Source organism: Aquimarina mycalae (assembly GCF_029906345.1).
Classification (GTDB): domain Bacteria; phylum Bacteroidota; class Bacteroidia; order Flavobacteriales; family Flavobacteriaceae; genus Aquimarina.
In genome coordinates this window covers 686532-712670 of the sequence record NZ_JARYGY010000002.1, presented here as the reverse complement: position 1 = coordinate 712670, position 26139 = coordinate 686532, and the positions used below count along the sequence as shown (strand labels likewise).

The following is a 26139-nucleotide window of genomic DNA, read 5'->3' as shown; positions in this document are numbered from 1 at the left end:
ACAAAATAAATTTAATCCCAAAAAGAAGGGAGGTCGTTAAATTGAACTTCATTAAAAGTACTTTGTCCATGTTCTTTTCTGAGTATTTTATAAGAACCACTCGATTGTCTTTCCATTTTCCACTCTTCTGTAACTTTTCCTGGTGTAGATTTGTTCGCAAACTTTCCATCTTTCATATGAACTCGTATATTAATACTTACTCCATCATTTACTGTACTCATTTTAAAACCATGTCCAAACCCAAAACTAGAATTAGCAGATGTGCCAGTATAAGTTATAGATTCTACATTTTCCACTTTCCTGACAGGAATAGTTTGAACATCTCCTAATATTGAAGCAACTAATCTTCTATGATCAACACTCCATATTCCAAATCCATCAGGATCTAAATTTTTCCATACTTGAATTATATTATCAGATCCTATAGGGAAAAAATCATCTACTGACATCTGACCAGTTTTTAAAAGATATGCATTTTTGAGAACAAAGTATGGTCCTCCATCGTGATCATTTCTTATACTGACTTGCATTAATTTAATGTCCTTTGGATTCAAGGAAGTAGGAAATGATTGTGATGGAGTTTGAGGAATTAAATTTTTACTACATCCATGACGAATAGGGAATTTGTAAATATGCCCTTTTTCAACAAAGTTTTTGAATCTAAATCGAAGTTTTCCAACTTCTGAATCATTAATTATTTTAAGAGCCTCCGTAACTTCTTCTCCCTGCCAATTAAATGTCATAGATATTTCTCCCTCTATTGGATTACCTGCTTTAAGCAAGATTTGAGGATTGTTGTTACTATCAAAAAGATCAATTATTTTAGTTCTTACCGTTTTAGGAAAACCTTGTGTGTGTAATTTTTCCCATACATTAACCAATTCTGCCTCTTGATTATTAAGCCTAGTTAAAATTGTTTGTTCTAAATCTTTAAAATCATCTATAAAAGTACTTTTTAAAGGCTCTGAGAAAGTACTAACTTTATTATATATTTTAGGGTAATCTCGTCTAAGAACTGTTATGAATGATTCTTCTAATGCCAAATAAAATTGTCCTCTATTTTTTAGATCCTCAACAATTTGTAAAGCTCCATTTTTAGATACCTCATTAAGGTCATTGAATGTAATATCACTAATAGTTCCAACAGTTTTTGTGTTTTCAAGAGCAACAGTAGCTGGTAACCATCGAACCGATTCAAGAGTTGGTTTAGCGACTCCAGCAGTAGGATATACAATATTAGCAATTGAAGAACTAGTACCACCTCTGAAAATTTTCAAATATGGAGAATATGCATTTACAGATGCTTCAACACCCATCGTTATGCCCGTCGTCGTAAACTGCGAATTAAAAATCTTTAATCTAGCGTGAACCAAGTTTCTATATAAGGAACGAGGAACATATGCCGTTCTATTAAATCGAGGAGTATTTTTTACTGCTAAAATTAAATTGTCTATTAACTCTAACTCCTTTATTTTTTTGGCATCAGACAACTTCCTAAACTGAATAATGTAATCATCCAAATACTGTGAATTTATAACGACTTTTGAAAATTTGTTTACAGTTTGACTATTTTCAACGAAGGTTATAAATCTTCTACTACCATTTACCAATAAATTACTAGTCGATGCAACTGCTCTAGGTATATTGGCAATACTATATAAATTATAAATAGCATCCCAGGCAGCAGCTACTTCTGGATCGATACTATCAGAACTTTCATTAACAATTGTGAATACGAAGTCTGTACCAAAAATAGCTAAGTCTAATGCTAATAATGGTGTGGTGGCACCACCAGTTGCAAAAATACTAGCAACTACTAATCCATCCGCAGCAACTCTAATAATTACTTGATTCTGTTCTGAATCAATAGAGGAATCAAGCCAGTGTAGGAATATTGCTGGAACACTAGCGATTTGATCTTTTTCAAGGATTGTTTTTCCATTTAATTTTATATCCTCTCTTACAATCAAAACAATTGGTAAGAAAGGTTCTATTGTTGAATCAAAAAGATTTCCTCCTGAGAGATCCCTAGTGAAATACTCCCAATAATCTTCTAGTTCTGAATAATCAATGTAATTAGTAGAAGCAACAATATCTACGTTGCCATCTTTATTTGAAGTTTCTAAAGAATAGTCGAATTCTTCTGTTAAACCTCCGTCACTTATATCAAATGCGAAATTTACAACTCCTAAGGAATTAGCTCTCCATACAGGTAAAATCTTATATTTGTTAAAATCACAAGGATTGTCCACGAATGTGTTATCGGTTACATTACCTTCTACACAATTCTGGATGAAAGTATCATAAACTATTTTTCCCGCGTTTTTGGTTGTTTCGCTGATAAGATTTTCGTTTAAATAACTAATCAAAACACTTCTTTCAGTAAAATCTAAAACATCCCAAATTTTCCAAAATAAAGTATAGTCTTTATCTTTTAGACTATTCATCATTGAAACTTTATTAGTTTCATTTATAATTAGGTAAAGAAGAATTTCTTCCGTTCTATCATTTCCACGGTTTTGACTTGGTAGATAATTAAGAGCACTGATTCTATCATCAAAAGGAATACTCTCCCATAAACAAAACACATCATCGTATTGTCTTAATAACTGAGAGTCAGAAATATTTTTGATTTTATCAAGTACTACTCCAGATTCCCAATATGTTGTTCCAAAACGAAGGTTATAAGAATTGGCATTGGATGTAGATATTTGTTCAGGAACATACTGCATAAGAAAATCGTGCATTGCATATGGTGTTCCAGATGAAGAGAATGAAGTGGATAATTTTTTAAACTTTTCAACGTGATTTTTTAAGGTAGTAAAACCATTTATATTTTTTTCTTGCCAATCATTAACAACTACATAATGAAACTTATCAGCATCGACATTTTCATCATAAAAGAACAACGGAACATCTGAATTGAAACAGGATAAAAGATCCTTGTTTTTTTGTAATTGTGTTGCATAAACAAAACCGTATGCTATTGATGTAAAATCATTTTCATCACAAAAACAGAATTCTGAAGCTAAGAAATTAATAACGTCAGCTTCGAAACGAGGATTGAAATCAGCGGGAACATATACAATGTTGTCATCACTTATTGTATCAAAACCATATTCGTTAATAATATAATCGTAAGCTTTTAAATCTCCACTTCCATTATATGTAGATGTAATAGTAGTAAAATCAAACTGATCAAAGAAGTTGTCCATTAACATGGCCTTAAACACTACTGCATCTCCAGATACACAAGGTAATCCTACAATAGCGTTCTTGTTTTTCTCATTGGAATAAATATCTATATACTTACTTTCTGATGCACAACCTGTACCTTGTTTGAAGTACCCCGCAAAATTTGTACTATTACATGAAGCACAAAAGGAGTAATTGACGTTATCAATTTTGAAACTTTTTAATGATCCAAAAGGTTGTATGACAAAATCATCCTCACAATTATCTAGATTAAGGTCGTCACCAGTACTAAAAGTTACTGATGATGTATTTCCTGGAAGAGATATTGGTTTTCCCGACATTGAAATGAACGTAAAAGAACCGTTCTCATTCTTGAATTTATCAAGGTTTTCCATGTTTGAGACTGTAGCTTGCTCCCCATCCTCATCGCCTTGGAACCAATACAATTGAATTCCTGGTGCATGCATTTTTTCCCAATCCATATGATTGAATTCGGTGCCTGTACCATAATCCATTAAGAGATCAGTTGCTCCAGAATTGGTGTCGTATTCCGTAAATGGATGCTCCAATCCAAAAATTCCATGACCTAATTCATGGGCAATAGTTCTGGCTACATTGTTTTGGTCAAAAATGAAACCGTATTGCCTTTTTAATGGCATAAAACCAGCAGTTCCTGAATCTGTAGTTGCCAGGTCTGTTACAAAAATGTAATAGGTTTTGTTATTATAATTAGTTTGGGTTTTAAAATACGCATTGATAGCTCGTTCTTCTTCTGTATACTGAGCTAACAGACTACTATCACCTAGGTCTAGTTGACCATTGTTATTGAGATCCCAAACGCTTTGGTCGATGTTTAAACGATCACCGACAGTTACAGCAAGGTTTACTCCTGCAGGGTTGTAAATAGCATTGATCTGTTGGGCAATGCTATTAGAAACGCTTACATTGTTTACTGGGATAATAGTTACACTTACATCAGTTACTTCCTGAGATGCTAAATGCCATAGATTGGCGGAACCTGCAACCGAATATTTCTTTGTAGAATCTTTAGGTTTTATAGTAGCGATAATCTCTTGTTTTCCAAAATCAAAGGCTTTTCGTATAGAAAGTGTAGCAATGTCTCCATTCCAATTTGCTTGCACTTTGATACCTTCTTTAGTTTTAAATATAACATCATCCTTAGTATAGTCGCTATTATTAAATGTAGCATTGGCGATAAGGATATCAGAAGTGTGACCTTCTAGATTTGAAATAGCTTTATATGGAACGTTATATTCTCCTCCTCCAGCTATTGGAACTTTATCATATTTGTTCGCAATAGTCCCACCAGCGTTTTGAGGAATTTGATCAAAATTATAATATCCAGACCCTTTTGCAAATTCTATTCGTACATCTGTAGAGGTAATCTCTTTTACTCCGCCACTGCCAATACCATTTGTATTACCACTATTAACGGGACCTCCTTCTGCTTGTTCTCCTTGTGTAACATCTCCATCTTCACTAACAGACCAGGTTTCTCCTGTATTATCTACATAAACAACATCTTCTCCGCCAGGTCTTGTAATTTCTTGACCATCTGAAGTAACAATAGTAATGGTCCCATCTTCTTCATTGATTTCAATATCTACAATATCTACGTCAATATTGATTACATCAACATCTCCATCATCTCCAACTATTTCTTCTATGATTTCATCAGCATCAATAATACTTCCCCAAGTAGGATCATAGGTGGTTACTACAAAACCATCAACGAGTTTCATATCTGTATTGATCTTGATATTTTCGAACTTTACAGGAATCCGAACTGTGGCTAACCAAGGTGTACTGATATATCCTTCTCCTGTAAAACTTCCTGATCCTGATACGTCTTTTACATATACAGGAAAATCACCTGCAGTAAATACATCGTTAACTAGTAATTCTGTTAATAGCTCTTGATTAGAAAGATCTACTGGATCTGGGTCGATACCACAAGATGCGTATTCTGCGAGCTCTTCACTTAAGGTTCTAAAAGTGTCTGTCGGAGTTTGCCCAAAACTATTCTCTGTACAATTACCTACGATTCTATACTCGTAGATAGTATCTGGCTTAAACTCATCGATGGTTACATAATTACGAGGCGTAGTTTTTTTGTACCATCGATCATTACCTGCCTCGCGATATTCTACTGTAAAATCCAAATGTTCTGGATGACCTACCCAACTGATTGTAGCATTGGTCATGCTTACATCTCGTACTTCAATATTTGTTGGTAACTCACAATTACCTTGATAGTCAAACCAGAAAACCTCACTATTTCCGTTGTTATTAAATACAGAAACTTCTTCTCCATTATTAGTTGCAAATGCGCGTACACGCCACGCGTAACGTTTCCCTGCTAATAGTAAAGGCTGAATAGGGCCGTATAATAAACTCGTATTGGTAGTGACTTCTTGATATAGTGGAGGAGATGATAAAAATATCGCCTGTGGATCTATATATGGATCCCAAACCTCTACAATGCTAAATTCGTAGGATACATTAGGAACATTAATGTGCCTTGGTGTCCATTGAAAAATGATATTGGTAGGGTTTTGTTCAGAAATTTTAGATTCGTTATCTGGCTTATTAAGGAAAGGAGGATCATTATTGATCAGAAATACTGTAGCACAACGGTTTGCTGATAATCGATTTCCGTTAAAAGCATCAAAAACGTCAAAACAAAATCGATACATCCCATCTGGTAACGGGTTGTTATATTGAACAGAAGATAAGCCTTGTAGATTTTGTTGTTCAAAATAAGGAGCTAATTCTGCAATAGTTAAGTTTAATGGAATTCCTCCATCCAAAATCAATGTTGGTGCTCCTATCACTACAGGTGCACTCGTGGCATTTAATCCGTTACCTTCTATAGAAACAGCTAATCGTACTTCTCTACTCGAAGCGGTCACATCACTTAGTACTAATTGCACCCGTAATGGGCTGTTCATTAATCCCGAGTTGGCATATCCTGATAAATTGGTAGGATAAGGTGGAATGGCTTGTGGAGTAACACGAACAGGGAAACTCTGTGCGAACACAAATGATACCTGTACTAATGCAACGAGTATAAGTAGTAGTTTTTTCATATGTAATTTTGGGGAATTACCAACTAGTTATCCGAACTTCGATATTGTTTATCAAAATAGATGATAATTTGTTCCTCTAAATATATATTAATTTTTTCTAAATCTTTCTTTTCAGAATGCATTCTGAATGTTTCTTCCTGAGTTAATTCTTTGATTTGTTTGATGTTACTGTTGTTTTTGACAATGGTGTTACCATTCAATAGCTTTTCAATTTCTATTCGTAAGAAGAGGTAGGATTCAAATCGTTCACCTTCAACTCTATATTTTGTGCTCATCTTCATATATTCGAATTGCGCTTCTTCTGTAGTAGCATTTCTTTCGGATTCACTAAGCAAATGCAATGGATGATTTTCTAATTCGAATTTAGTTTTAGCATACACATCCTTCATTTGTTGATCTTTACTACGTAGCTCTTTTTGTAAGCTAATCAAAACAAGTTGTAATCGTTTTTGATATACAGGAATGTAATCTTTTCTAAGATAGACACTGTCCAAAAAGTCAATTGCCAGGTTTTTGAAATCATCATCATTTCTTGCCTTTTCTTTTAAACTGGCAAATAATGTTTTTAATTGATCTTTAGAGAAAGCATCTTCTTTGTCATAGTATTCTTTCCGAACAGTAGCTTCTATTTGGTCTGCTACCAGAGCAGAATTATTATCATAGATTTCGCCTCTATATCGGAATCTATAATAATTTTGTTTCTCAATTTTTTCTTTTTCGAGCTTTTCTTCAAGTTTTTGCAGTGTATCTTTTGAGGTTTCTTGTTGTGCTTTTTCAACAGCATCGTCCGCACTTCTCCTTTTAAAACGGGCATCAATCTTTTTAACATCAAAAGAATAACTATATCCCAAAGTAACTGTGAAATCGTTGTTGCTAGAAGTGTTTGCTGTATTTCTAAATAAGGTCAATGCATTGAGATTAAGGTTATGTTTTTCTTTATATACATAACTTGCATTTGCTCTAAAATTCATTACATTTCCTTGAGAGTCTCCATTGGTTAGACTTTCATTGTAGGAAGCAGAAAGGCCAGTTCTTAGTTTTTTGTCAAAGAACTGTTTATTTACAGATAAGGTTGGACCATAGGTTAAGGCATCATTCTCTTCGATGACATTATATGCTGCATTCACCGCACCACTAATGGTCAACGCACGTTCTGGATATGCAATAGAATAGTTTGCTCCTGCATTATAAAAGTCTGTTTTATTATTAGTGGCATCCGCAGTTCCTTGTTCGTCTTTGGTGGTTTGATATGTTAGATTAAGTCCAACGTTTTGTTGTTTTTGTTTGCTTTGAGATAATATATACCCAAGATTAAGAGAAGCATTCTGCGATACTTGTTTAAAATCCAAGGTATCTAAGTTTTGTAGCGGATCTACTTCGTTGATTACATCAAAAGCTGTTCTAATATTAGTATAGGATTGAAAATTAGAATAGGATGCTGCAATATTAAATCGATCTGATACTTTAATATTGGCATTGATGGCAGCAACAACTCTATTGGATTGTGATTCTTTTTCATTCTTAAGATCATCTCTTTGTAATCCTGCATTCACGGCAAGGGATACGCGACTATTAAATAATTCCTGAGAAGCGTTTACCGTGATATTCTCGAGATCATTATTAAAGAAATAGGCTCCAAAAGTTCTGTATTGAGGATCAATTCTTTCGTATCCTACACCTAGACTTCCTTTTCCAAAAGAATAGGTCACATCTGCATTAAAAGCGGTATAATATTCTGTTGAAGCTCTTTCGTTAATCAAAAACCCTAATACATTGGTATTAGAATCTGTTTCCTGATCTTCCAGGTTTTCTGTAACAGCGCTTTGTGCAACTTCTACATTAAAACTCAATCCTTTAGTAACTTCAATTGAAGATGCTAAGCTGACTACAAGATTTTCTTTGGGGTCAATATTTAGATCTTCTGGAATAGGGATATCTAATGAAGATGCTTCGTCTTTGGCTTTGAAAAATATTAATCCCACAGAAAATCTGCTGAAATCATAGGATGTTTTTAATCCATACCCTATTCTTTTGTAGGCAGGAATAGCTTCAGGAACTTCCTCATTATATTCTGTAGGTTTTAGGAATCTACCGTATAATGCGCTGATTTTAAAAGGTCCATTAGGTGTAAGATCAGTACCAAAACCTGTAAATTGATGACCGCTAACTGTATACGGAGAAAAAGTCATGGCTACATCTCCAATATGAGTAGCAACCCATTTGTAGGACGGATGGATACTTAACCGATTAATTTTAAAAGGTGTACTATATGCAAAATCCTGATTGGTGTATGAAAATGATAAAGGAATATTATAGATCCCGCTAATATTAAAATTCAGATTACCATTAAGGAAATACGTAAAAGGTTCTCTGTTTGCTGTTCCATTATAATACACAGAATTGGCAGAAACACCTCCATTAATTTTAACCAAAGGAGCTTTACCTATTTGATCTAAATTTTGACCGAAGGCTACAAAAGTAATGTTAAGCAGTAGTAGGAGTAATGTTTTCTTCAATATAGGGGCTGAATTTTAGCTTGCAAAAATACTATAATTTCCGCAAAAAACAAGTCGAAAAACTTAATAATAAGCGTGTTAACAATAGCTTGTAGGTGAATACTTGTTAAAATGTTTATGTTACCTATTTTGACCATTCTAATTAACGCTATCAGTAAAGATTTTTTCCCACCTTTTTTTGTGGAGTTATGTGTCTTTAATTAATACATAATTACTGCATAGAAATACGATCTATATAAGTAAGTGTCTTAAAGGATGAAAATGTTACCCTTAATTATGAAATTTTCCTCTGATACATCATTACTTTTTAGTACCATAAAAAAACCATCTTAGAGTTCAACTCCAAGATGGTTTTTAGATTAAAGCTTGTTAAAGACGTTTACACAGTAGCGGTAACTGGTGTTTCAGTTGGGACGCTTTTTTTTCTGCGAAACCTCACTTTAATCTTATGTACAATAAAGAATAAACAAGGAACAATAATAAGTGTTAAGAAGGTGGCAATGATCAATCCGTAAATTACTGCCCACGCCAATGGTCCCCAGAAGATTACATTATCTCCTCCGATATAGATTTTAGGATCAAATTCTGTAAATAACGAGAAGAAGTCAATATTAAAACCAACCGCTAAAGGAATCAATCCCAATACTGTAGTGATTGCAGTTAATATTACTGGTCTAAGACGTGCTCTTCCTCCTTTTACAATTAATTTCATTACTTCATCATTTGCAAGTAATTCATTTTCGGGAATATTGAGTTCTACCTTTTTACGATCTATTAATAGTTGAGTATAGTCTAATAGTACCACTCCATTATTCACTACAATTCCAGCAAGAGAAATAATCCCCATCATAGTCATCATAATTACAAAAGCTGCTCCTGTAATTATAATGCCACCAAACACTCCTATGAAACTTAGGAATATAGCGATCATAATAATCGTAGGTTTAGAGATAGAACTAAATTGAAAAATAAGGATTAGCATAATTAATCCAAGTCCAGTAAAGAAAGCACCCATCAAAAAAGTCATTTGTTTATTTTGCTCTTCTATCTGACCCGTATAATCAATCTTAACACCTGTTGGTAAATTAGTAAAACTAGCCATTTCTGTCTGTATTTGAGCTACAATGGCTCCAGCATCTGTAAATCCAGGTTGTAATCCAGAATACACTGTTACTACACGTTTAGTGTCTTTATGTTTTACAGCACTAAATGAAGAAGTGTTTTTTTGAGAAGCTACCGCTGAAACAGGAATTTCTTTAAGTTTACCAGACGCCTGATCTCTAAAAGTGATATTTTGGTTAAACAAAGCACTTGTATTATATCGATTGTCTTCGTCAAAACGAACATAGATATCATAATCTTCACCATCTTTTTTATAAACACCTGCTTTTTCCCCAAAAATTGAACGTCTTAATTGATTGCCTACCTGTCCTGCAGCTACTCCAAGTTCTCCCGCCTTTTCTCTATCTACTACTACTTGCATTGCAGGTTTTCCTTTGTTAACATCAATTTTTAATTCTTCTATTCCTGGAATATTTTTTTCGTTGATGAAATTTCGCATTTTTTCTGCTACAGTAATCAATTCATCGTAATCAGAACCTTCGATTTCTATATTAATAGGATATCCAGCAGGAGGACCAACGGCATCTTTTTCTACAGATATTGCAACACCAGGATAAATTCCTTTTAATGTGTTTTGTACTTTTTGACGTAGTATTTCAGAGTCTTTTCCTTTTCGGAATTTATACTCTCTCATTGCCGCTATAATTTTGGCTCTATGAGGCATTTCTGCACTACTTCCTCCGTCTGTTAGTGGATTTCCAGCTCCCTCACCTACTTGTGAGACTGCAGCTTCTACTAAGAAATTATAATCTTTACCTTCTACATATTCTTCATCATTAATGACTGCATAGACTCTGTTTTCAATTTCTTTGGTGATCTTATTAGTTTTCTTAATATCTGTTCCTTGAGGATATTCAATATAGACAATGATCTGGTTTGGCGTATTGTCTGGAAAAAATTCAATTTTGGTACGTTGACTTCCTACGGATGCCCCAAACATTGCAAATACAATAAATAGTAAAAGGAATGTTCCAATAATAAATGCATACGTACGCCATCCTCTTAAAGCAAACGAAAGAAAACGTTGATAGCTATTTTCTAACCAAGTCAAAATTCGCTTCTGAAAGAAGTTTGCCGCATTTTTTAGTAAAAAACGATACACCCAGAACATGATGGCTGTAAATATCATTAAAGAACCTAAGCCTCTAACGGGTCCTCCAACGATAAGAATAAAGATTCCGAATCCACCAAGGATTAAACTTATTCTAATTAATTGCTTAATGGTCAATACTTTTTCTCCAATTTCCATAAATTGGGATACCAACATGGAATTAATAAATATTGCCACAAATAATGAGGAACCTAACACTACAGAAAGAGTTATTGGGAAATAGATCATAAACTGCCCCATCACTCCTGGCCATAACCCTAGAGGTACAAATGCCGCAACAGTGGTTAGTGTTGAAATAATTATTGGAAAAGCAATTTCACCAATTCCTTTTTTAGCAGCTTCAGTACGAGACATTCCTTCTTCTTCCATCAACCTGAATACATTTTCTACTACTACAATTCCATTATCAACCAACATCCCTAATCCCATAATTAATCCAAAAAGGATCATGGTATTCATGGTATATCCAAGTAACGATAGAATCATAAATGACATAAACATAGACATTGGGATTGCAAAACCAACGAATAATGCATTTCTAAACCCTAAAAAGAACATCAATACTCCAACTACCAATATAATCCCAAAAATAATATTGTTAACCAGGTCATCAACTTGATTTATGGTTTTAGAAGATTGGTCATTAGCGATACTAATATTTAGATCTGTTGGGAATACATTTTTTTCGGCATCTTCTACAATTAGACCGATCTTTTCTGCAGCTTCTACCATATTTTTACCAGAACGTTTTTTAACCTCTAGCATTACAACATTGTCACCAAACTCTCTAGCGTAAGTGGTTTTATCCTCTTCTCTAAAGGTTACTTTGGCGATATCACGTAAATACACTGCACCATTCTGCGATTTAACTACGAAATTATCTAACTCTGAAGGTTGATCAATTTCACCAAGTATTCTAATCGTTCTTCTTTGCCCACTACTAATCATATTTCCAGCAGACATAGTAACGTTTCCATTTCTGATGGTATTAAGCACATCGTCAAAACTCACTTTTGCCGCCATCATTTTATATATATCTACAGCAACTTCGACTTCTTTTTCCTGAGCTCCACGAATATCAACACCTTTAATTTCTTTCAAGTCTTCGATCTCATCCTCGAGGTATTCTCCGAATAGCTTTAACTTTTCTACAGGATAATCTCCTGTAATATTAATATTCATGATCGGAGTCTCTTCAGAGATACTTAAATCAAAAACATTAGGTTCTACTTTGGCACCATTAAATGTGGGCCAGTCCTCGTTAGATTTTTCAGAATCTACCTCATCCTTTACCTTTTGTTTGGCTTCTGCAACCGTAAGATCTTCATCAAATTCTACTGTAATAATACCATAATCCTCTTGAGAAGTAGATACAATTTCTACTACGTTACTAACGTTTTTTAGTTTATCTTCTAAAGGGTCAACTATTAATCGTTCTATATCTTCAGAGGTGTTACCAGGATAAGGAACACTTATGTAAATTTTGGTTTCATTGATTTCAGGAAAATTCTCTCTTGGCATTGAAAAATATGCAGATAAACCTAACACCAAGAAAATACCAATCATTACATAGATTGTGGTTGGGTTATCTATTGCCCAGGATGATAATCTAAATTCCTTATCTACCTTTTTCTTATTAACTTCCATAGGATTTAGTTTATAATTTCTACTTTTTGACCATCCTTAACACTTCTGGCACCTTCGCTAATAATAGCATCTCCGCTACTAATCCCGTCTAATATTTCAATAAGATCACCTTGTGTTTTTCCAGTTTTTACAATAACTCTTTTAGCTTCTGCAATGTTTTTGGCATCAATACCTGAAGTTACATAGGTATACTGATCTCCTTCTGAGTTTTCTGAAATTATACTTTGTGGGATCAAAATTGCTTTTTCACTGGTATAATCATTGATCTTTACCTTAGCTGTTAGATTAGGCTTGATAACTCCTTCTTTGTTAGGAACAGCAACTTCTACGGTAAAAGATCTGTTATTAGGGTTGATGTAATTTCCAACCTGTCTAATTTTGGTATCAATAGTTTTACCCAGTATAGGGAAATGTACTTTTGCTTCTTTACCTTTTACAATATTTGCGATATAACTTTCAGGAACTTCTACTTCTATGTACATGTCATCTAGATTCACAATACGAATTAATTCCGTTTGTCCAGGAGCTACGACACTACCTTGTTCTGCAATAATGTCATCCACGATTCCAGAAAAAGGAGCGCTTACTGTAGACTTTGCTAATTGACGTTTCATCTGTCCAACTCCGTTTTTAGCAGACTCATAACTAGTCTTAGCCTGTAGGTATTGAATTTCAGAACCTATTTTTTGTTCCCATAGTTTTTTCTGACGCTCATATGTAGTTTTTGCTAATTCTGCTTGCACCTCCATTTGTGCTACTTGTTGACTAAGACCGCCATCATCAATTCGAGCAAGTATTTGACCTTTAGAAACTCTTTGTCCTTCTTTTACTAATACTCTTACTAATGTTCCTGAAGTTTCAGGATATAGTACAATATTCTTTTTGGTTTCTACACTACCTTGTAATTCCAGATAATGATTGAAAAGAGAATCTTTAGCTACTATGGTAGTTACCAAAGGAAGTTTTTTGATGGTATCAAGAGATGCGATAGCTTCATCCAACTGTTTTAATTTGTCCGCAACGGCTTGTTGTTCGGCTACAACTTCACTTCTTTTGGCACGTATTGCTTTAAGATCACCTTTTTCGATGACTTTGTCTATAGATTTTGCGCCTTCTTGCCCACAAGAAACTATAAGAAGGAATGCAGATAATATGATAAGTATCTTTTTCATGGGTATATTTAATTATTAGGTGTATTTATAATTGATTCCAGTTTGGCTTTATTATTTATGATGGTTAACATTGCTTGAAGTACTTCTTGTTGCACGCTGTATAATTGTAATTGTGCTTGTCGTAATTCAAAACTAGAAGCTAATCCTTCATTGTATTTGATTTGATTTTTGTTTTCTATTCTTTCTGCTAGTGCCAGATTTTGTTTTGATGTATCGTAGGTTTCCAGAGAAAGTTGATAATCACTTACAGTACTATTATATTGAAGTTGAATTTGTTGTTGTGCTTCAATAAAAGATGTGTTTGCTTGTTCGAAAGCAATTCTTGCTCTTTGTGTTTTAGCACTTCTTCCTAAGGAACTAAAAATAGGTATGTTAAGACTAACTCCTAATATAGATGATTGAAACCAGCGTTGCTCACTATCCAAAAATGTAAAAGAATCACTATTAGCTTGTGTGCCATAGTTAACAAATGCAGAAAGAGAAGGTAGTGCTTTACTTTTTTCTAATTTTAATTCTAACCTTCTTTGTTCTGTCAATAAATAACCTAATCTATAATCAATGTTGTTTTCTATTTTAAAAGGAGTAAATCCTATCGATTGATCCGTATTTTTAATTGTTAGGCTATCTAGATTATCGGATAGAACAGTATTGGAATCTACATCAACACCAATCGTAAGATTAAACATTTGTAATGCTATTTTGGATAACCTTTCTGCATTATTTAATTGATTAGTAATCTGTAGGAGTGTAATTTGTAATTGTTCTACGTCTTCTTCTTCTGCTAAACCGTTTTCAAAAATCTTTTTTCTTTCTTCATAGTTTTTTTCTAAAGCGGCTTTATTGTTTTGAAGAATTTTTACACTTTCTTCGGATACTAAAACACTTCCGTACGCATTAATTACACTTTCGCGAACATTAATCAGCGTTTTTTCCTGAGCATCATTGCTGTATTGTAGAAAACTTTTTGCAGCTTCTAAACCAACAAGATAAGATCCGTCAAATAACAATTGTGATAAGGTAGCACTCGCTGTAAGTTGTTGCTTGGTTCCAAATACAACGGGGATAAAACCTTCTAAAGGATCAGGAGTGCCATTTGCAGTCAATCCAAAAAAATCTTCTACAGTATTGATAGTACTTTCTCTATTATCAAAAGCAGACGCAGGTAATAAAGATACTGGTTGTTTTAACTGATTTTGATAATCAATGGCTGCATTAATTTGCGGAAGACCAGTTGCTGTGGTTTCCCATTTTTGTTTTAAGGCCTTCGCCACATCACGCCTTGCATTGATGGACTGGTAACTATTCTCTAGTGCAAATTCAATAGCTTCATTCATCGTAAATGAATATTGCGAAGAAACTGGAGTTTCTTGTGCAAAACCAGATAACGTGAATAGACTAAAGAAACATAAAGACCAAAGGTGGTTTCTCATAATTTATTGTTCTTTTATTAGCTTGTTTAAAATTTTTAATCCTTTTTCGGTAGCAATACCTCGTATGTGATATTCTAAATAATCTGTCATTAATTTTGAAACAGGAAATACTTGTCTGGGAAACATTTCCTGATCTTTTATCCCGGTCATACCCATAAAATAAAGCCTGGATATGATCTCAACTCGAATATTTTCTCTAAAAACACCTTTTCGGATGCCTCTTTCCAGGTTTTCGATAACGCATTCTTGCATGGTATCAAACTGTCTAACTTTAAGGCTGCTATGTATTTTGGGGTAATATTTCTGAAGTTGATATTGAGGAGATGTTTTCTCATCCTTCAAATGAAACATTACAAAAGCTTTGATAGCATATAATTCCTCTATCGGTTCTTTTTGTTCCTCTAAAATAGCATCGATACCATCACTAATCGTACAGAACAAATGATCTGTAGTAGCTTCTACTAGTTTGGTTTTATTCTGAAAATGAGCATAGATAGTTTTTTTAGAAATCCCCATTTCTGAAGCAAGATCATCCATGGTAACACTTTTGAAACCGTAGTTCAAAAACATATCATTTGCTTTTTCAATTATTTTTTCCTTCATCTAAAGGTGTGAATTAATTTGTGCAAATGTACATCAGGAAACTTTAAAAACATTAAAAGTTTCCTAAGTTTTACAATTTTTTAACATTGTTGTAATATGTTGTTTAATAGATGTATAAAGTTGAAGTTTGTTTTTGGTCTATACCATTTGAAAAGATTCAGTTACTTTAGCATAAAAAAATAGCAGTGCACACAATTTCAGAATATCAAGGGTATTTTTTGGAATATCTTTCAAAAAACACAATAGATAAAGAACCTAAGAATTTATACGAGCCTATTTCTTATATTTTAAATCTTGGAGGAAAAAGATTGAGGCCAGTTTTGGTATTGATGACTTCCGAAATTTTCGGAAGTTCCTATAAAAATGCTCTTGATGCGGCTTTGGCGATAGAGGTTTTTCATAACTTTTCTTTAATTCATGATGATATTATGGATGATGCTCCTTTACGAAGAGGTAAAGAGACTGTTCATGAAAAATGGGATGTCAATACAGGAATCCTTTCTGGAGATGCCATGCTGATCAATGCGTATCAATTATTCGAAAACTATAAAGGTGATACTTTTAGGCAATTAGCAAAGTTGTTTACTAAAACGGCAATAGAAGTATGTGAAGGACAACAGTATGATATCGATTTTGAAACAAGAGATGATGTCACTATTCCTGAGTATCTAAAAATGATAGAATATAAGACCGCAGTGCTGGTAGCTGCGGCTATGCAAATGGGAGCTATTATTGCAGATGCTTCAGAAACCTGCAAGTCATCAATATATGATTTTGGGAGGTTGTTAGGATTGGCGTTTCAGTTACAGGATGATTATTTAGATGCCTTTGGTGATCCAGCAACTTTTGGGAAGCAAGTAGGTGGCGATATTATAGAAAATAAAAAGACCTTTCTGTATCTTAAAGCAATAGAATCTACTGATGTAAATGGAAGAAAGCAATTAGAAGGATTATTCTCTCTTAATCCAGAAGACCCTACAGAAAAGATTGAAACGGTTAAAAGTATTTTTGAAACTACAGGAGCGAAGGAGAAGACGAGATTAGAAATTGAAAAATATACTCAAATGGCCTTTGAAGTTTTAGAGAATTTATCTATTTCGGAAGATAAAAAGAAAATTTTACGGCTTTTTGGAGAACAATTAATGAATAGGAGTGTCTAAAAGTCAAAATATTATATTGTTTGAACAACTAATCGAAGAGGTTGTGAGTTCTAATTTGTACCCACAATTAATTCAGCAACTTCAAAAAGATATTCATCGAGCAGGAATTGAGCATACTATAGGAGATCAGTTAAATCCTAAAGAACTTTTTTTAAATATAGAAAACTTGCTTTTTGAAAAATTGAATAATGCCTTTAATGAATACTTAAATTTGTTATATGCAGTAGATGTGTCAGAAAAAGCTGTTAGAAATTTTCAATCAGAAGATAGTTTGGATATTTCACAATATACAACTTACTTGATTTTGAAAAGAGAATGGCAAAAAATATATTATAGAAATAAGTTGTAAAATTTTTACTATATCAATGAGGTTATTTAGTAGTATACTGTTTTTGTTTATTCTGAAAATTGGTTTTAGTCAAGAGGCATTTGATACAGCTAATACTGCATATACTAATTTCTTACAAAGAATAACGGATAAGGATACGTTGATTAAAAATAGAACAAAGTATTATAAATGTTCTGAAGACTTGTCTGGAAGAATTGAGTTTTATTATCAAGATAAAGAGTTAATATTAATGACTCATATTTATAAACAAGGTTTTGGGAATAATTCGTTTTTAGAAAATTATTTTATCGAAAGAGATACACTAAGAATAAAAACTTCAATTTCTGAAGAAATGTATATGAATACGCTCTATAAAGAAAGTAGTCAAGGAGTATCATCCACAAGTGTAGAAAAAGTGATTGAAGTAACAGAACAAAGAATGTTCTTTAAAAATACTAATACCAAGGAATGTTTTGAAAGAAAACATGGGGAAAAACTTGCGGAATGGGATCAGGATTACTTTAGCAAACTAACATTTGAAACTAGTAATTGCTTAGAGGATGTTGAAGATATACGCTACAAATATAGATTACTTAGGAAATCAGAAAAAAAGCTTCAGAGCTACTCTAATAGAAAGCCCAGCTGTATTTTTCACATGTGGTAGCTAATTTGTGCGATATCAAAAATCCGATATTTGTGAGTTCGTCTTTTTGTTATTCTTTCGTATGTTAACTGACTTAAATTTAAGATCAGTAGATCCAATAAAAGTCTTTCCATTTTTTACATTCATAAATTTCCAATGATAACCAGAACCTGTTGACGTTATTGGAGAAATAGCAATAGAAGAAATAGAAATACCAAGATGTTTTTCAATTATAGCGGTGATCTTACCTTGTATTTTTGGATCATTTACTTCACTTAATTCTAATCCTTTTTTTTCCTTTTTTACATAATAAGGATTATTAGCAGGGTCAAATTTGGAAGCTACGGTTTTTTTATTGCTCGAACACGAAGAGATTGCTATTCCAATTGATAGCATTAGAATATACTTTTTCATTGTATTTTGGGGTTTTTAATCTAAGATTATCTGTAAATGTAGAAAAAACTGAAGAAATTCACCTGTATTCTTCTCTATATTAGATCATTGGCAGTTTACTTGGATAAATAACATACTTGCTGTGCAGATTAGAGTATTTTGTTCAGAAAAATACTCGTACAAATGGAGCATATGCGCTTGCATAGATACTTTTGTTTTCATCATACAATACATCATATCTAAGACCAATACTCACAAACCCTATTCTATAACCAGCTCCTATAAATAAGGCAGGATACCAATAACTATCATCGAGGTTTTCTCCTTCAATCTCAAAACTAGTACTTACTCCCATTTGTTCAAACTCTGCAGATAATTGTAATTCAGGAAAAGGATTGTATAAAGTAATTAGGCTTGCACCATAATTGGTTGCGGTAAAATCTTGCGAATCAGTGTATCCAAAATTAAGTCCAAACCCCATACTAAATTGATTATTAAAATCATAGATAGCAGAAGGAGCAATCACACCATTAAAAGTGTTATCAGTAAAACCGATACCGATATTTCCTCCAAATCTAACGTGAGACCAAAAATTTTCATCCTGAGAATAACTTTTCTGTAAGGAAAAGAATATTAAAAATACTAAGATTAAGGATTTGATATTGCTAATAAGAATTACTTTCATTATTAAAAATCTAAAAAATAGTTACAATAAATATATATAATTCGATACTTAATAAACTGTAATTGTTGTATTTTTGTGATGTTTTATAATAAAAAGACGGTTGAATACTTACATATGGATAAATATTCATTTTTGAATGCGGCTAATACCGCATTTTTTGCAGATTTATACGATCAATATTTGCAAAATCCCGATGGTGTAGAACCTAGTTGGAGAGCTTTTTTTCAAGGGTTTGATTTTGGATTAGAAAGCGCAGATGGTTCTGGGGAAACGATATACGTAGAAAAAGAATCAGGAGGCACAGTAGTGGTTCCAGAAAATGTTCAAAAAGAGTTTCAGGTTGTACAACTTATAGATGCATATAGAACACGTGGGCATTTATTTACCAAAACTAATCCTGTTAGGGATCGTAGAAAATATAACCCCACTTTAGCAATAGAGAATTTTGGATTAAGTCAAGGAGATCTTAATACAGTTTTTAATGCTGGAGAAATTATTGATATCGGGCCTAATACATTAAGTAATATTATTGTTCATTTAGAACAGATATATTGTGATGCTATCGGAATAGAGTATATGTATATTCGTAATCCTAAAGAAAGAGAATGGATACAATCACGAGTAAACTTTAATACGAATAGGACTAAATTTTCTTCAGATCAAAAAAAGCACATTTTAAAAAAACTTAATCAAGCAGTTTCTTTTGAGAGTTTTTTACATACTAAATATGTTGGGCAAAAACGTTTCTCTCTAGAAGGTGGAGAGTCTCTTATTCCAGCCCTGGATGCGTTGGTAGAGAAAGCTGCAGATATGGGTGTTAAAGAGTTTGTAATGGGAATGGCGCATAGAGGTCGTTTAAGTACATTAACAAATATTTTTGGAAAAAGCCCTAAGGATATATTTAGCGAGTTTGATGGTAAAGATTATGAAGAAGCAGTTTTTGACGGAGATGTAAAATATCACTTAGGCTGGACTTCTAAACGTGAAACCGATTCTGGGAAAGCAATCAACATGAATATTGCTCCTAATCCTTCGCATTTAGAAACTGTTGGAGCAGTGGTAGAAGGAATTACCAGAGCGAAGCAAGATAGATATTATAAGGATAATATATCACAGGTTTTACCAATTGTAGTGCATGGAGATGCTGCCGTTGCAGGGCAAGGATTAGTGTACGAAATTGTGCAGATGGCGCAATTAGATGGATATAAAACTGGCGGGACCATTCATATAGTGGTTAATAATCAAATAGGATTTACAACTAATTATCTAGATGCTCGTTCGTCTACGTATTGTACAGATGTGGGTAAGGTAACATTATCTCCAGTACTTCATGTAAATGCTGATGATGCAGAAGCAGTGGTGCACGCCACTAATTTTGCGTTGGATTTTAGAATGAATTTTGGGCGTGATGTATTTATTGATTTATTAGGTTATCGAAAATACGGGCATAACGAAGGTGATGAACCTCGTTTTACACAGCCAAAGTTGTATAAAGCAATTGCTAAACATAAAAACCCAAGAGATATCTACGCAGCAAAATTAATATCAGAAGGTATTATTGATAAAGATCACGTTGTTGCGCTAGAGAAAGCATATAAAGCTTCGTTAGAAGAAGAATTAGAAGATTCCAGAAAGTTAGAAAAAACGGTGATTACTCCATTTATGCATGATGAATGGGCAGGATTTACCAGAGTTCAGGAAGACGAAATGATGCAAGTGGTGGATACCACCTATTCTAAAGAAAGCTTAACAGAAATAGCAGAGGTAATAACAAAATTACCTACAGATAAAAAGTTCTTACGTAAAATAGAACGGTTGATTGATCAAAGACATAAAATGTTTTTTGAAAAAGATCAGTTAGATTGGGCAATGGGAGAATTGTTAGCGTATGGATCCTTGCTTAAAGAAGGTTATGATGTACGAATGAGCGGACAAGATGTAGAAAGAGGAACCTTTTCTCATCGACATGCTGTTGTAAAAGTAGAAGACAGTGAAGAAGAAGTACTGTTATTGAATAATCTTAAAGGAGAGCAAGGAGATTTCTATATTTATAATTCACTTCTCTCAGAGTATGGTGTAGTAGGATTTGACTATGGATATGCTATGGCAAGTCCAAAAACCTTAGCAATTTGGGAAGCACAGTTTGGAGACTTCAGTAATGGAGCTCAGATTATGATTGATCAATATATTTCTTCTGCAGAAGATAAGTGGAAGTTGCAAAATGGATTGGTTATGTTGTTACCACATGGGTATGAAGGTCAAGGAGCAGAACATTCTTCTGCAAGAATGGAACGTTATCTTCAGCTGTGTGCAAAGGATAATATGTTTGTTGCAGATGTTACGACACCAGCTAATATGTTCCATTTATTACGTAGGCAAATGAAAGCTGATTATCGTAAACCTTTAATAGTATTTACTCCCAAAAGTTTACTACGTCATCCTAAAGTAGTTTCTTCAATTGAAGAATTTGCGAATGGAAGTTTTCAGACAGTTATTGATGATCCTGAAGCTAAAGCAAAAGATACCAAAACATTGGTTTTTTGTACAGGTAAATTCTATTATGACTTATTGGATGCCAAAGAAGAATTAAAAAGGAAAGATGTAGCATTGGTAAGAATAGAACAGTTATTTCCATTACCAGCTTCAGAAATGGATGCATTGATTAAGAAATATAATGCCGATGAGGTAGTTTGGGCTCAAGAAGAACCTAGAAATATGGGAGCACTGAGTCATATATTAATGGAATATGATGATGCTAAAACGTTTAGATTTGCAAGTAGAAGACCTTATGGCGCTCCTGCAGCTGGAAGTGCTACAAGATCTAAAAGAAGGCATCAAGAAGTGATTGATTTTGTTTTTGATAAAACAAAAGATAATCAAAAAAGAAAAAAGAAATAGTAAAGTAACGATACAATAGAAATATTTTCGCGAAAGCGATATAAAGTATAAATTTAGAATTATGGCTTTAGAAATGAAAGTCCCTTCTCCGGGAGAATCCATTACAGAAGTAGAAATAGCACAATGGCTTGTAGAAAATGGTGATTATGTAGAAAAAGATCAAGCTATTGCAGAAGTTGATAGTGATAAAGCTACATTAGAACTTCCTGCAGAAGCTAGTGGTATTATTACATTAATGGCAGAAGAAGGTGATGCTGTTGCTGTAGGACAAGTAGTGTGTCATATAGATACAGATGCTGCTAAACCAGAAGGCGATACTGCTTCTGCTTCTACAGAAACTCCAAAGGTAGAAGAGAAAAAGGAAGAAGCTCCTGTTGCGGCAGCTTCAGTAAAAACTGAAACATATGCAACTGGTACCGCTTCGCCAGCTGCAAAAAAAGTACTTGCAGAAAAAGGAATGGATGCTTCTCAGGTAAAAGGAACTGGTCGTGATGGTCGTATTACTAAAGCAGATGCGATAGATGCAGTACCTTCAATGGGAACTCCAGGAACAGCTGGTAGAGGAGAGTCTCGTAAGAAACTATCAATGCTTCGTCGTAAAGTAGCAGAACGTTTGGTTTCTGTAAAAAACGAGACAGCAATGCTAACCACTTTTAATGAAGTGGATATGCAACCAATTTTTGACTTAAGAAAACAATATAAAGAAACGTTTAAGAGCAAGCATGGAGTAAGTCTTGGTTTTATGTCATTTTTTACTCTAGCATGTGTTAGAGCGTTAAAAATGTATCCTGCTGTAAATTCTATGATTGATGGTAAGGAAATGATATCTTATGATTTTCAGGATATTAGTATAGCTGTTTCTGGACCTAAAGGATTGATGGTTCCCGTAATTAGAAATGCAGAGAACCTAAGCTTTAGAGGTGTAGAATCTGAGGTAAAAAGATTAGCAATTAGAGCACGTGATGGCCAGATTACGGTAGATGAAATGACTGGAGGAACTTTTACTATAACTAACGGTGGAGTTTTCGGAAGTATGTTATCTACACCAATTATTAATCCTCCGCAAAGTGCTATTTTAGGAATGCATAATATTGTTGAGCGTCCAATAGTAAGAGACGGGCAGATTGTAGTTGCTCCAATTATGTATGTGGCACTATCTTATGATCACAGAATTATTGATGGTAAAGAATCTGTAGGTTTTTTAGTAGCAGTTAAGGAGGCATTAGAAAACCCAGAAGAATTATTAATGGATAATAATGTTACTAAAGCACTAGAACTTTAGGAAATAATATCTCATACTTTAAACCCTTATATTTTACTCAGAGGATAACCGAGAGTAAAATATAAGGGTTTTTTAATTGCAGCTCATACGAATAAAATCTCTATCTATTCTTTGATAATCTTAGTAGCGTATGTGCGACCTTCACCTTTAATTTTTACTAAATAGAATCCAGAAGGTAAATTACCAATGTTTATTTTGGATTCGGAGTCATTTAAAATTTTAGAAAAAACCTTTTTGCCTTGAATAGAATATATCTCCATATTAGAAGAGGAGGTAGAGGCAAGAAACTTTATGTTTAAAATTTCATGTATTGGGTTTGGAAAAATTTTAAATTTTTCTGAGGTCTCTTCAAAAGTATCTATGGATAAAGTAAGTGATTCGTTTTGGTAAAAATGTAGCGCATGTAATGAATACACAAGAGGAGCATTCCAGTTAATAGTTACTTCGTTTGTAGAATAGGAACAATAATCATCCACAAAGGAAGATGCAGGGTTATTGTTAGGATATCCAGAACAACCATCTTGTTGACCAGAATGAGGACCTCCTACAATCATACCAGGTACTGGAAAAGCTACATTATCAGCTACAGATATTCTATGGTGAGGATCTAATACTTTATTGTCTCCAAATCCTGTCACATAAGAATATCCAGTTCCGTTTCTTCCGAAGATATAATCCATCGCTTTATAAGCAGCATCCAGATATGAGCTGTCATTAGTTAATTCGTAGGCTCTTATTAAAATAACTAGTTGATTTCCTACACTTCCGTTACTTCCCCAATTGTAATCAGAGGTGTTCATTGCAATTTGCATAGGAGAAGTATTTACTGTGTTTTTTAGTTGATCTGCAGAAGATAGTAACTTGTTATTAGCAGCTGTAACATCGATATCTCCTGTTAAATTAGATGTGTGATGAGCAATTGAAATTAAAGCTAAAGGAGCTGTATATTGCCAAGAAGGTGTTCCATTTCCAATTTGACCAATATCGATATCATTTTTATATTGAGCTTCATCTGTCGTGATAAAAAGTTCTACTGCCGCCCATTGTAATTCATCGATGACATTATTATCTCCATATTCACCTGTTTGTACATCTGATGGTTGGTTATAGTAAACTGCAGGATTTGCTTTTGCCCAAGCGTAAGCATTTTTTGAAGCTTGTAATAATGCAGTGCTATAACCAGGCTTTGCAGCTTCAAAATTTGCGAATAATCGAGATGCTATTGCGGTTACTGCAGCAAAATTTAGTGCCGCTGAGGTAGTTTTTTGAACTACATATCGATCAAAAGTATATTGATCAGGCATTACGTTTCCAGAAAAATTAAGACCAGTAAGCTTATGGTAAACTCCACCATCATTGGGGTCTTGCATAGTGAGCATCCAATCGAGATTCCAAATGGTTTCATCCAAAATGTCTGGGATATCGCCACCTTGTTCTGGAATAGTAAAATCTACATCTTGATAGTATGTGCTATAATGCTCATAAGCTGCTAACAAAGTGTATGTGCTAATCCCACTATTTACAATGTATTTATTGTAATCTCCAGCATCGTACCAACCTTTTGGTGAAGAAATAATGGTTCCAGTAGGTCTTGTAGCAGACGCTGCTGACGAATGTACAATTACTTGATTATCAGGGTGCCCTAGGTTTCTGGCATACGCACCAGCATAGGTCGCAGTAATCTCAGTAGAAGCTCGGTTATAATAATAATATTTAAAAGCTTGTTCACGTACCTCTTCATATCCATCATTACTAATGTCAAAGAATATTTCCATCTCATCAATTGCAAAACGGTATGTGCCTACTGCATCGATAGAGGAAATGTCAACAACAGTTACGTGCTCTCCAGAATCACTCCATAAAACAGAGGCTCCAGTACTTCCATTAGTTATTACATTATCAGAACTATCATATATAGTATAGGACTTACTAGTAAAACTACTTTTAGCAACAATATTGATTAATTTATCTTTTCCCTTTAGATAAGAAACCTGATTGTATCTAATGTCATACTCAGATGGAGGCGGTATGGCTTCAAGTGGCTCTCCAAACGAGATCCAATCTATTTCGATAGTTCCAGTGTAACCACCTGTAGCGGCATTCACAAACATTACCAGATTTTTGATCATAGCCGCATCCACTGGACAAGGTGCACTTGCTGGGGCACAAGGTCCTCCATAGCCACCATCTTCTAATTTTCCAGTATAATCCAATTCAAATATCTGAAACTCATCTGATAGATTTATAGATTGCGCACTGAGATTAGTAACATAATCGTTTTGATCTTGTAAATCAATTCTTAGATCAGGAATAGAGGAGCCTTTTGCTTTAATAAAAAGTTTAGGGGCAGACGCGATATTGATATTAGTATTGGTGCCACTATTATGAATTTGATAGGTAAATGCAGCATACGCGCCAGCGGTACCATTCCCAGAAATCGATAGATTGTTGTTTGATAAAGAAGGTGTATAGGCAGTAGTTGGATCTATTTTTAATATTCCTTCATCAAAATTATCACTGTAAGTAATTTGACCTTGTACATGAACTCCAATAATAGAAGTTATCAATAATAGAAATTGTAGCTTTTTCATTATGACGGTTTGTGTGTTAGAATTTTAATGTACAAATAACATAAGGAGGTATAGATATATTGTGATCTTAACATTGCATATACAAAGTAATAACAAAACTTTATGAAACTTAAAATAAATACATAAAACACATTGATTTACAGTGTTTTATGTTTTTTAGGAAATACTGGGTTAAACGCTTATTTCTCTAAAAAGAAACACGTAGTATAGATTTTTTAAATAATAAATTGATACTATAGGTAATAAATTTTAA

The 26139-nt window shown here is 33.7% G+C and carries 14 protein-coding genes; 5 read left to right on the top strand and 9 right to left on the bottom strand.

Annotated elements, in window-relative coordinates:
* Window positions 1-11: 11 nt before the first annotated feature.
* The 6 genes from QBK95_RS07750 to QBK95_RS07725 all read right to left on the bottom strand — a co-directional run bounded on the left by QBK95_RS07750 (window position 12) and on the right by QBK95_RS07725 (window position 15906).
* Window positions 12-6305, bottom strand: a complete 6294-nt coding sequence (locus tag QBK95_RS07750) for a fibronectin type III domain-containing protein (RefSeq protein WP_280932265.1) — start codon at window positions 6303-6305, stop codon at window positions 12-14.
* A gap of 23 nt (window positions 6306-6328) precedes the next feature.
* Window positions 6329-8821, bottom strand: a complete 2493-nt coding sequence (locus tag QBK95_RS07745; protein ID WP_280932263.1) for a TonB-dependent receptor — start codon at window positions 8819-8821, stop codon at window positions 6329-6331.
* A 379-nt stretch (window positions 8822-9200) separates the two neighbouring features.
* Window positions 9201-12701 carry an efflux RND transporter permease subunit gene (locus QBK95_RS07740; protein ID WP_280932261.1) on the bottom strand — a complete coding sequence of 1167 codons (3501 nt, stop codon included), beginning with the start codon at window positions 12699-12701 and terminating at the stop codon, window positions 9201-9203.
* A gap of 5 nt (window positions 12702-12706) precedes the next feature.
* Window positions 12707-13873 (bottom strand): efflux RND transporter periplasmic adaptor subunit, encoded by a 1167-nt coding sequence (locus QBK95_RS07735; protein ID WP_280932259.1) that lies wholly within the window; start codon window positions 13871-13873, stop codon window positions 12707-12709.
* An 8-nt stretch (window positions 13874-13881) separates the two neighbouring features.
* Window positions 13882-15303 (bottom strand): TolC family protein, encoded by a 1422-nt coding sequence (locus tag QBK95_RS07730; RefSeq protein ID WP_280932258.1) that lies wholly within the window; start codon window positions 15301-15303, stop codon window positions 13882-13884.
* A gap of 3 nt (window positions 15304-15306) precedes the next feature.
* Window positions 15307-15906 (bottom strand): TetR/AcrR family transcriptional regulator, encoded by a 600-nt coding sequence (locus QBK95_RS07725; protein ID WP_280932256.1) that lies wholly within the window; start codon window positions 15904-15906, stop codon window positions 15307-15309.
* A 185-nt stretch (window positions 15907-16091) separates the two neighbouring features.
* Here QBK95_RS07725 and QBK95_RS07720 point away from each other — a divergent pair, with 185 nt between their 5' ends.
* The 3 genes from QBK95_RS07720 to QBK95_RS07710 are packed head-to-tail and all read left to right on the top strand — an operon-like array spanning window position 16092 to window position 18058.
* Entirely contained in the window at window positions 16092-17066 is a 975-nt protein-coding gene (locus tag QBK95_RS07720; RefSeq protein WP_280932255.1) for a polyprenyl synthetase family protein, read from the top strand.
* A gap of 16 nt (window positions 17067-17082) precedes the next feature.
* The gene (locus QBK95_RS07715) at window positions 17083-17415 is read left to right on the top strand and encodes a hypothetical protein (protein WP_280932252.1); all 333 of its coding nucleotides are present in this window, start codon (window positions 17083-17085) and stop codon (window positions 17413-17415) included.
* Window positions 17416-17431: 16 nt separating this feature from the next.
* Window positions 17432-18058 (top strand): hypothetical protein, encoded by a 627-nt coding sequence (locus QBK95_RS07710; protein WP_280932250.1) that lies wholly within the window; start codon window positions 17432-17434, stop codon window positions 18056-18058.
* Window positions 18059-18073: 15 nt separating this feature from the next.
* On the opposite strand, the gene QBK95_RS07705 is transcribed toward QBK95_RS07710, so the two are convergent.
* Together QBK95_RS07705 and QBK95_RS07700 are read right to left on the bottom strand one after the other, a co-directional pair.
* Complete coding sequence (locus tag QBK95_RS07705; RefSeq protein ID WP_280932248.1) at window positions 18074-18451, bottom strand: hypothetical protein; 378 nt, start codon at window positions 18449-18451, stop codon at window positions 18074-18076.
* Window positions 18452-18593: 142 nt separating this feature from the next.
* Window positions 18594-19115 (bottom strand): hypothetical protein, encoded by a 522-nt coding sequence (locus tag QBK95_RS07700; protein ID WP_280932246.1) that lies wholly within the window; start codon window positions 19113-19115, stop codon window positions 18594-18596.
* 114 nt (window positions 19116-19229) lie between these two features.
* On the opposite strand from QBK95_RS07700, the gene QBK95_RS07695 reads away from it, so the two are divergent.
* Entirely contained in the window at window positions 19230-22013 is a 2784-nt protein-coding gene (locus tag QBK95_RS07695; protein ID WP_280932244.1) for a 2-oxoglutarate dehydrogenase E1 component, read from the top strand.
* 61 nt (window positions 22014-22074) lie between these two features.
* Window positions 22075-23295: a 2-oxoglutarate dehydrogenase complex dihydrolipoyllysine-residue succinyltransferase gene (gene odhB, locus QBK95_RS07690; protein ID WP_280932242.1), complete on the top strand. Its 1221-nt coding sequence runs from the start codon at window positions 22075-22077 to the stop codon at window positions 23293-23295.
* Window positions 23296-23399: 104 nt separating this feature from the next.
* On the opposite strand, the gene QBK95_RS07685 is transcribed toward odhB, so the two are convergent.
* Window positions 23400-25886 (bottom strand): glycoside hydrolase family 9 protein, encoded by a 2487-nt coding sequence (locus tag QBK95_RS07685; protein ID WP_280932240.1) that lies wholly within the window; start codon window positions 25884-25886, stop codon window positions 23400-23402.
* Window positions 25887-26139 lie beyond the last annotated feature (253 nt).

Excerpts from the sequence above, each read along its gene's own strand:
- QBK95_RS07750 (WP_280932265.1), bottom strand. The coding sequence starts at position 6,305 with ATGAAAAAACTACTACTTATACTCGTTGCATTAGTACAGGTATCATTT.
- QBK95_RS07740 (WP_280932261.1), bottom strand. The coding sequence starts at position 12,701 with ATGGAAGTTAATAAGAAAAAGGTAGATAAGGAATTTAGATTATCATCC.
- QBK95_RS07735 (WP_280932259.1), bottom strand. The coding sequence starts at position 13,873 with ATGAAAAAGATACTTATCATATTATCTGCATTCCTTCTTATAGTTTCT.
- QBK95_RS07730 (WP_280932258.1), bottom strand. The coding sequence starts at position 15,303 with ATGAGAAACCACCTTTGGTCTTTATGTTTCTTTAGTCTATTCACGTTA.
- QBK95_RS07725 (WP_280932256.1), bottom strand. The coding sequence starts at position 15,906 with ATGAAGGAAAAAATAATTGAAAAAGCAAATGATATGTTTTTGAACTAC.
- QBK95_RS07710 (WP_280932250.1), top strand. The coding sequence starts at position 17,432 with ATGAGGTTATTTAGTAGTATACTGTTTTTGTTTATTCTGAAAATTGGT.
- QBK95_RS07705 (WP_280932248.1), bottom strand. The coding sequence starts at position 18,451 with ATGAAAAAGTATATTCTAATGCTATCAATTGGAATAGCAATCTCTTCG.
- QBK95_RS07700 (WP_280932246.1), bottom strand. The coding sequence starts at position 19,115 with ATGAAAGTAATTCTTATTAGCAATATCAAATCCTTAATCTTAGTATTT.
- QBK95_RS07695 (WP_280932244.1), top strand. The coding sequence starts at position 19,230 with ATGGATAAATATTCATTTTTGAATGCGGCTAATACCGCATTTTTTGCA.
- odhB (WP_280932242.1), top strand. The coding sequence starts at position 22,075 with ATGGCTTTAGAAATGAAAGTCCCTTCTCCGGGAGAATCCATTACAGAA.
- QBK95_RS07685 (WP_280932240.1), bottom strand. The coding sequence starts at position 25,886 with ATGAAAAAGCTACAATTTCTATTATTGATAACTTCTATTATTGGAGTT.